This window comes from Neobacillus drentensis (genome assembly GCF_036965425.1).
Classification (GTDB): domain Bacteria; phylum Bacillota; class Bacilli; order Bacillales; family Cytobacillaceae; genus Neobacillus; species Neobacillus drentensis_F.
In genome coordinates, this window is record NZ_JBALPP010000183.1 from 1 (window position 1) to 8328 (window position 8328).

An 8328-nucleotide genomic window follows, 5' to 3' on the forward strand; every position below is an offset into this window, starting at 1 on the left:
CAGTTTTAGTCACCAGTTACCCCTATTCCTCCTTGTAGTTCCATAGCTTCGCTTGTTATACGAGATCAAATGTCCCAACCAGCCTCAAACATCATTCCACAAGTAGGGGGCGAACAGTTTAGTTGACGAGATCAATCTCCCACGCACCCGTACGTTCTACCCTGGCTACTGAAATAATAGGTCCTATATAAAAAAGGTCAACCAGTAAAAACTGGTTAACCCCATAATACGAACGCACCCGTTAGTTTAAGTACATTTTTTCACAAACTTAGAACGAAATTCATATTTTCTAATGTTTGGCTGTTCCTTTTTTACCTTTATAGAAAACTAAAGTTGAACCAATAATTACACATATAAGTCCACCTAAACCTGTCGTTATCATTGATAGTTCTTCTTTAAAAAAGAATTCACTTATACCCAAAAATATAATAATTAACCATCCTAAGACGTTTATTTTGTTAAGTTTCATTCCAACACCTCCATAAAATAGAAACTTTATCCGTTCTTCAATTCTATTGCAACGTTACTTTAAACATATAAGAATCACATTTTGTGTAATTTATTACCATAATTCTTTAATTCTCTTTTCACCCAAATAATTCCTTCTTCCACTAAACTGCCCCGTTAGCATAACAAGCAAAAAAGACCGCCGCAGCGATCCGTCTTAAACTCTTGCACCCGTTAGCTTAAAAAGAAAATTCAACCTTCTTTTCACATAAGAATTCCTGCTCCCAATTCATCTCGTAGGGTCCCTAACATAATTTAAATAGATAAACAAAATTAATTTATATTTTGTCCACACCTTTCCTTCACTACGGAATTTAATAGTAGAAAGGGGGTTTTGAATATGAGTATGGATGATATTGTTTCAATAGGGGCAAATTGTGTACTCCGCACGAGAAGAAATGGTTTCTTTCTTTTAGCCGAAATTGAAGTGGAAGCAGGTAATGTTGACATCGAGGAATTCGTGTTTATTCGGATTTCCGCACGAGAGGCAACTACTTTAATAAATGCAGGAGTTATGGAATGTACAGTTTTAAACAACTTTGATGGATTTAATATTAGAGATGTGGAATGTGTATTTATTGTGGATGGAGAGGCATTTGCTGTGTTTGATGTAGAAGTCGGCGGCATGGACCAAGCAGTACTTGTCAGAATTTCACTAGGACAAGCACGGGCTTTAATCAACAGGGGTGCACGACGATGCACACTAATTAATAGAAGAATTTTTTAAAAACAATAAAACTTTTCACATGTGGGACTATTAATTAAGTAGTCCTTTTTCTATGGACAATTATTCTATGCAATCCCGTCTATTCCTTCTCCAGCTAACTTGCCCAATAGTGGAACAACAAAAAAAGGCTGCCGCAGAACCTAACCCTTATTGAACTCAAGCACCCGTTAGGTTAAGTGTAATTCTTTACAAACTCTTGTTTTTGTTCATAACTAACTGAAGTAAACGGCAGCTAAAAATAAAAACTGTCTGCTATACAGACAGTGAAAGTTTAAAGTTATAACACTGGTGGTCAATCTTTAATATTTTATTTTATCTTGTTGAGGTGGTTGCTCTTTCCATTTATTTTCAACCATTAGAGATTCAGCCTTTTTTGCTAATTTTGCAGTATCCCCTAACAAATCCAAGTAATGTCTTTTTAAATCATTCCTCTGACTAGTAGCTAATGACGTAGCATAATCAGAAAGTCCAGCTGCCGATAAAATAGTAATTTGATACATCATCAATTTATCGGAAAACGGAGGGTGCATGGAGCTAAAAACTTGTGTGTCTGATGGCATAGGGGCAGGAAGGTCACTACCTGTTAAAAATTGAGTATGCTCATTAATTATTTTTTCGGCTAAATCTGCTGCTTTTTGCATGAATTCACGAACTTCTTTAAAATCTGCTGTTTGTGCGAAACCTTTAGTTAACGCTATGCCTATTACATTCGCTTCAATATTTCCATATAAATGAGATATTTCAACTGCATTTAAATATCTTTGGTTTCCGAACAAATCTATCCCATTTAGATAATCTTTATCTTCAATAAAGTCCGATTTCTTTGGCGGTTCAATGAATGGGGGTCTTGTATATAACCCTTTATCTAATAATACGTCACTAACATCATCAAAAACTGTGGTTGCTTCTGATAAGCATTTCTTAAAATGTTCTCTAATATCTTTACGAGTAGACAACGTATACATTAAACCATAAGTTACTACCATTATTCTTGATAAATTCTTTATGTACTTTAAAAAAAAGGAATCTGAAAATAGTCGTGGGGCATTAACATCAACATCCTGACTACCAAACCCAATTGGAATTGGTACATTTTCTACTTGTAATATCTGTTTAGTATTGTCCTTAAGATTTTCTACAATTTGAAAGGTCTTTTTCAATACATCCAATACTTCAATATCTTCTGCTTTTGCAATAAAGTATTGCAACACACAACTATTATGAGTGTGACTAATATATTCACTCCACAAGGAAGCCATTTCTGACGAAGTAAGTTTGACACTTTCGGGAGAACTCATTTAGAAAATCACTCCATTTTCAAAGATATTTTTATGTTTCTCCCTTGTATATGTTTATATTCCTACTTATTCTCCTTATTGTGCTAAACTGCCCCGTTAGCTTAACAAGCAAAAAAGAGTTGTCGCAGTGACGTGTTCAACTCAAGCAACCCTTAGTTAAAGAAGATTCATTATAAAAGTTTAGACATATAGTATTCATCAACAAATTTGCCGTCTATGAAGAGTGATTGTCTTTTTGTTCCTTCAATTTCAAATCTCATTTTTTTATATAGCTGTAAACCTGCTTGATTTTTAGTTACTACGGTTAGTTCTAAACGATGAATATTATGCTCTTTTGCCCACTTCTCTAATTGTTCAAATAGTTTTGTTCCTATTCCACGCCTTCGATATTCGGCTAAAACTCCAATAACAAGATATACAGAATGTTTGTTTCTTTTGGCATTACTGCCCATCGCAATAAGATACCCAATTAATTGCTCATCCTCTTCTGCGATAAGTATGGTCGAATTGTACGATTTATTCACTATCTCTATTCTTTTTTTCTGTTCCTCTTCTACAATTTTTCTTTCTCCTGGTTCAAGGAGCAAAAATTTGGACTCACTTTCAACCTTCTTAATTAATTTTATAAAACTTTCAGCATCGTCAGTCTTTATTTCTCTGATTAACATAAAACTCCCCTAAGAAAATTTAATATCGAATATAATTCGTTATCTTATGCAAATTACCTGCCTAGTAAATAAGTAAACGAAGACGTGGTCTTATTGAACTAACCTGCTCCGGTAGCTAAACAAGAAAAAGACCGCCGCAGCGATCCCATCTTGAACTCTTGCACCCGTTAGCTTAAGTACATTTCTTCACAAACTTTTTTAAAAATTTAGAACTGAAAAATCAGTTATTGTCCAATTAAGTTATAACGCCAATTTTTGCACCGCATAAAGTTTCCTGGAGGATATTCAAATTCACATTCAGAGATAAACTGAAAGCTAAGCTTCCGACAAATTGCATTAGAAGCAGGATTATCAATCGATGGGAATGCGTGAATGAATTTATTTTTGTTCTCACTTAATGCTTCTTCCATTGCTAACTTTACTGCTTTTGTAGCTATTCCTTTCCCTTGATACGAGGGTAGAATGCTCCATCCAGTTTCATATACACTTTCATTATTCCAAGTAGTTTGCCAATAACCCACAGAACCTACTGGTTCTAATTCTGGTAACAATATAATGCTGAACATACGCCCTCTATTACCAAGCTCAAGATATCGTTTATGTCGTTTCAAAATCTGCTCTTTACTTTCTGGACCTCCAAGATGCTGCATCATTTCTGGAGCGTTTATACGAAAAAGTAAATCAAGGTCATTATCCTGCCAAGGCTTTATCTGAATGATATGGTTACTTGCTTCCAAACTTTCTTTACCCCTCACTACTTGTTATTTACTCTTTCTTTACGAAAGTTAAAAATCCTCTATTTAATGATATTGTTGTTTAACTAACCTGCTTCGTTAGCACAACAAGCAAAAAAAGACCGCCGCAGCGATCCATCTTGAACTCTTGCACCCGTTAGAATAATCCCCCGCAAATCGTTAATTCTGATGAATAGATACAACCAACATGTACACAATAAGCTGAAAAATTAATCTATTGGAATTCACATTTGTCTAACACTCAATCCGTCTGTTTTAAAATCATTTAAGCAGTTCTATTCAGCCGCTAAGTGCACTCGGTCAATTGTTTTTGGAGGCTGCTCCATCCAGCCATGTTTGATCAAAATTTGGGCACCATCTTCGACAAATGCAAAAACATTAACGATATTTCTGCCATACATTAAAGCAATATCTCTTCTTCCATTGACGGCAATGGAGTTTGCAAATGCTCTTATCTTCATCGAAAACATATCCACCTTGTGAAATAACATTATTTTGTCTGAAAAAGGTGAAATTAGCGAGTCTGTAACCAAATGATCTAAGCGTGTTGGGGCTGGGAGATTATCAACGGTAAGTTTCTCACTGAATTGCTTAAGGGATTTTTCAGTGATGTCCAAGCCTTTTTTAAATAATTGCTTTACCTTATTATTTCTTACGACTTGATGAAATCCCAATAACAAAGCTTTGCTTGTACTATTATTTTCAATGTTGTCAAAAAGATGGGTGACTTCTAATCCATGCAGTGGACGGATATCCCCCATGAAACCTTTTAAATAGTTTTGTTTTTCTATAAAATCCACTTTTTCAGGTACGGGCAAGACGGGAGGTTTTAAAATAAAGCCTTTGCTGATTAAAGTTATATTGAGCTGTTCTAAAAATTTAGAGGTAGCTGAAGTACACTCATAAAAAAATTCCCTGATATCTTTTCGCAAAACCAATGGAACAGCAACGGCATATAGGCTTAGTCCCGCTTTGGCGGCATATTTCAAGTAATGGACATAAAATTCATCTTGATATAACCGGGGAGATTCCAGATTCACGTCCTTTTCTGTAAATCCGATAGGAATAGGGAAATTCTCCGTATTGAAAATCCGTTCCGTCTCTTTCATAAACTCGGTTGCTAATTTCAATCCATTTTCAAGCAACGTTTTAATATCCTGATCCTCAACATGTTTCAGATAATAGGTCAAAATCCGTTTCGACATGCTGTTCCCCATATATGTAGCCCAAAGTTTCGCCATTTCTACAGATGTTAATGGTGCTCCAGAGTTAAGTTTGTCTGAACTTAAATTGATTGGTTTAAGCGTCGTATCCATGACTAATTCACCTTCATCCAGGAATTTAACTTTGCTTAGTATTTTTCCTCTTTTTAATTTATATTCTGATTAAAGTAATTCACGTTAAGTGCCTAATGAGAAATTCATTCGTAACTTAAATAATATAGATAAATTTTGTGCTAAATAGAATAAACCACCCGTAAACTCTTATCCATACGCATCAATCATTTGTTCATCAGTCAAACACTTCAATTATTTCTCTCCCAAATGTTTCATTTAATCCTTTTTAGGTATTCTCTTGGAGGAATCTTTCGTCTAGAGATTTCTTTATACACAAATCCAATAAATTCCATTCCTAGCTGCTGATCAATTGCTGTTCGATAAATTTTCAATAACAATTCATCCTCAACATAAAACCATGCATAATCCATTACACTTCATTACTTTCTGTAAAAAAGTTCATTCTTCCTTGAGCCTTCTTTCTCAGATGACTTTGTTGATATTATATTATTTTTTAACTCCAGGGAACAAATTCTAAAAGCATCAGTAGGGGTTTAAAAGAACAATTATGGTCCATCAAAAAACATATTGATATCCTCTCCAACCTCTTCTGTCACTAACTGCCCCGATAGCTTAATAAGAATTTCTTAAAATGTTCATTATAAAGAGAAACTGGAATGGAGGGTTTTTATGAAAAAGGATCTTTTAATATTGGGTCTTTTAATATTGATTGCCTTCTTAACCCTTTTCTCTTATTTACCCGTTAAAGCTGAAACAGTAACTAAAAATGATGTACAGTTGCGTGATGACTTGATTTTCATTATGCTTTATCCCTCAATTCAACAGGAATTGAAGAAGCAATATGGCGAAATAAAACAAAATATGTGTGGTAAAATAACACAAATTAAGCAGCTGCCAATAGGCAGTTACTTATTTAATGTCACCGTGCAGGTAACAACATTTGAAAGTGCTCACGGTCCTCCCAATGATTTAGTTACGATCACTTTTAGTAATGAAAAAACCATAGAGTGGCAGGCTATTGATTTCAAAAAAAGAAGGCTAAAGCCAAAACGAATCAACTAAATGCACGCATCCTTTGTAAGAAGGCTGCTTTTTCTTCGGGAATATTCTTCAGCTAACTGCTCCTTTACTTGAACAAGAAAAATAAGGTTAGAGTTGCGAACTAATGTACGCTATGTTACAACTAAGGTACGTCCCCTGTGGATTGTAAAGTCTTTAAAGGAGTGATTATAAAATGAATAAAACAGATTTCATTAATCAAGTAGCAAAAACCGCAGAACTTTCACAGAAAGAAGCATCTAAAGCAGTAGATGCAGTTTTTGATACTATTTTGGAAGCATTAAAAAATGGTGATAAAGTTCAATTGATTGGCTTCGGTAATTTTGAGGTTCGTGAACGTGCTGCACGTACAGGTCGAAATCCACAAACTGGGGAAGAAATTCAGATAGCAGCTGGAAAAGTTCCCGCTTTTAAGGCTGGTAAAGCTCTTAAAGATGCAGTAGCTGAAAAGTAATAAATAATGATCATTAGTGTTGCATACAAAAAATGAATGACCATTTAAGTCACTCTTAACTAAATCAGTTCAGAAATCTATATGACCTATGATAATTAGGAGATTTCGTGTTTATGTGATACACTTTATTTACCATTTGATTTACTGTTTACATGTTCCCCACTCATTCGTGAGTGGGGTTCCTTGTTTTTAAGGTAAATAAAAAACAGACTCTAAAATAGAGCCTGTCTATATCCAACATTATTATTTATTATTAAGCTTTACGAACGTTAGTAGCTTGGGGTCCACGTTGACCTTGCTCTACTTCAAAAGTAACTGCTTGACCTTCGTCTAAAGATTTGAAACCTTCGCTTTGGATTGCTGAGAAGTGAACGAATACATCGTCTCCAGCTTCGCGTTCGATAAATCCAAAACCTTTTTCTGCGTTAAACCATTTTACTTTACCTTGTTCCAAGTGTGTTTCCTCCTGCTGTGTGCTTTTGCACACATATATTACTATCCTTGCTCCCAGTGATCATTTAGATGAAAAGTTCAACTAATACTATCCTTTACACCGAACAAAAATAATTCTTCCTTAGAATACCATTTTTTGAATGTGTTTGCAAGATTACAATCCATTATGTGAATTTATGTCACTTTCTAGCAAATAAGCCGAAAGTAAACAAGTAAAGAATAAAAACTCACATATTCTCGGCTTATTAAATAACTCGTTATTGAGTTAAAGCACCCGTTAGCCATCCATGAAGACACAGCTTCACCACAAAGGATGGAATTTTAAACCGTTCTTCCATGGTAGTGGAATAAAACCCTTTCCAAAAATGTAATTACGAAAATACTCAACCCATAAGCCGTAATTGACTTGTGTAGATTATTTCACTTATTTTCAATTACAACACATCATCGCTTAATCAATCCCGACAGGTCTACTTCTAATACTTTATCTTCTTTATCGTTGTAAGTAGATAACAATACAGTAATGATTCCCGATTCATTCTTCGTCTCTTTCTTATCGATAACCTCGGCGATGGTATACAATTCATCACCAGGATACACCGGTTTTATAAATTTCAAATTATTCATCCCTGTTCCAGCGATGATATCATCACCATAGATACCTTGTTCAATCCAAAGCCTTACTGAAATGCTTAATGTATGTAGTCCGGAAGCGATGATTCCATCAAATCTCCCCTGCTTTGCTTTTTCCTCATCTAAATGCATATATTGAGGATCAAATTCTCCTGCAAATCTCATAATATCCGCTTTTGTCATTTTGAAGGACTTAGTTTCAAACACTTGTCCAACTGTAAACTCATCAAACTTCATAATTACACCTCTTATTTAGAAACTTTTGCACTTGTTTATATTAAGGTAGCATCAAATGCACATCAAGTTAAAAAAATACTCAAAATCCTCTAAAATCAATAGAAAAGAATACTTTTTTGGGGATATATATAATTCATCTTTGCAATTGTAAATACCTTATTTAACTATCCTGTTTCGTAAGTTCAATAAGAAAACAAGACGCTGCTGCAGCAACCTCTTGTTTAACTCTTGCACCCGTT

Annotated in this window: 11 protein-coding genes; 3 read left to right on the forward strand and 8 right to left on the reverse strand. The window is 34.7% G+C overall.

From position 1 onward, the window contains the following. Window positions 1-289 precede the first annotated feature (289 nt). Window positions 290-469, reverse strand: a complete 180-nt coding sequence (locus V7161_RS29425) for a hypothetical protein (protein ID WP_335716316.1) — start codon at window positions 467-469, stop codon at window positions 290-292. A 378-nt stretch (window positions 470-847) separates the two neighbouring features. On the opposite strand from V7161_RS29425, the gene V7161_RS29430 reads away from it, so the two are divergent. Then, window positions 848-1234: a hypothetical protein gene (locus V7161_RS29430; protein ID WP_420491692.1), complete on the forward strand. Its 387-nt coding sequence runs from the start codon at window positions 848-850 to the stop codon at window positions 1232-1234. Window positions 1235-1533: 299 nt separating this feature from the next. Here the strand turns inward: V7161_RS29430 and V7161_RS29435 are convergent, their stop codons facing one another. The 5 genes from V7161_RS29435 to sda all read right to left on the reverse strand — a co-directional run bounded on the left by V7161_RS29435 (window position 1534) and on the right by sda (window position 5663). Next, window positions 1534-2532 carry a DUF3231 family protein gene (locus V7161_RS29435; protein ID WP_335716317.1) on the reverse strand — a complete coding sequence of 333 codons (999 nt, stop codon included), beginning with the start codon at window positions 2530-2532 and terminating at the stop codon, window positions 1534-1536. A 170-nt stretch (window positions 2533-2702) separates the two neighbouring features. Beyond that, the gene (locus tag V7161_RS29440; RefSeq protein ID WP_335716318.1) at window positions 2703-3200 is read right to left on the reverse strand and encodes a GNAT family N-acetyltransferase; all 498 of its coding nucleotides are present in this window, start codon (window positions 3198-3200) and stop codon (window positions 2703-2705) included. 224 nt (window positions 3201-3424) lie between these two features. Beyond that, the gene (locus V7161_RS29445; protein ID WP_335716319.1) at window positions 3425-3937 is read right to left on the reverse strand and encodes a GNAT family N-acetyltransferase; all 513 of its coding nucleotides are present in this window, start codon (window positions 3935-3937) and stop codon (window positions 3425-3427) included. Window positions 3938-4230: 293 nt separating this feature from the next. After that, entirely contained in the window at window positions 4231-5271 is a 1041-nt protein-coding gene (locus V7161_RS29450) for a DUF3231 family protein (RefSeq protein ID WP_335716320.1), read from the reverse strand. Window positions 5272-5504: 233 nt separating this feature from the next. Continuing rightward, window positions 5505-5663, reverse strand: a complete 159-nt coding sequence (sda, locus tag V7161_RS29455; protein WP_335716321.1) for a sporulation histidine kinase inhibitor Sda — start codon at window positions 5661-5663, stop codon at window positions 5505-5507. Between the two features lie 259 nt (window positions 5664-5922). Here sda and V7161_RS29460 point away from each other — a divergent pair, with 259 nt between their 5' ends. Together V7161_RS29460 and V7161_RS29465 are read left to right on the forward strand one after the other, a co-directional pair. Further along, window positions 5923-6315 carry a DUF3888 domain-containing protein gene (locus V7161_RS29460; RefSeq protein WP_335716322.1) on the forward strand — a complete coding sequence of 131 codons (393 nt, stop codon included), beginning with the start codon at window positions 5923-5925 and terminating at the stop codon, window positions 6313-6315. Window positions 6316-6487: 172 nt separating this feature from the next. Then, window positions 6488-6766: an HU family DNA-binding protein gene (locus V7161_RS29465; protein ID WP_179602077.1), complete on the forward strand. Its 279-nt coding sequence runs from the start codon at window positions 6488-6490 to the stop codon at window positions 6764-6766. A 253-nt stretch (window positions 6767-7019) separates the two neighbouring features. On the opposite strand, the gene V7161_RS29470 is transcribed toward V7161_RS29465, so the two are convergent. Next, complete coding sequence (locus tag V7161_RS29470) at window positions 7020-7220, reverse strand: cold-shock protein (protein ID WP_007083691.1); 201 nt, start codon at window positions 7218-7220, stop codon at window positions 7020-7022. Between the two features lie 443 nt (window positions 7221-7663). Continuing rightward, entirely contained in the window at window positions 7664-8089 is a 426-nt protein-coding gene (locus V7161_RS29475; RefSeq protein WP_027323056.1) for a MaoC family dehydratase, read from the reverse strand. Window positions 8090-8328 lie beyond the last annotated feature (239 nt).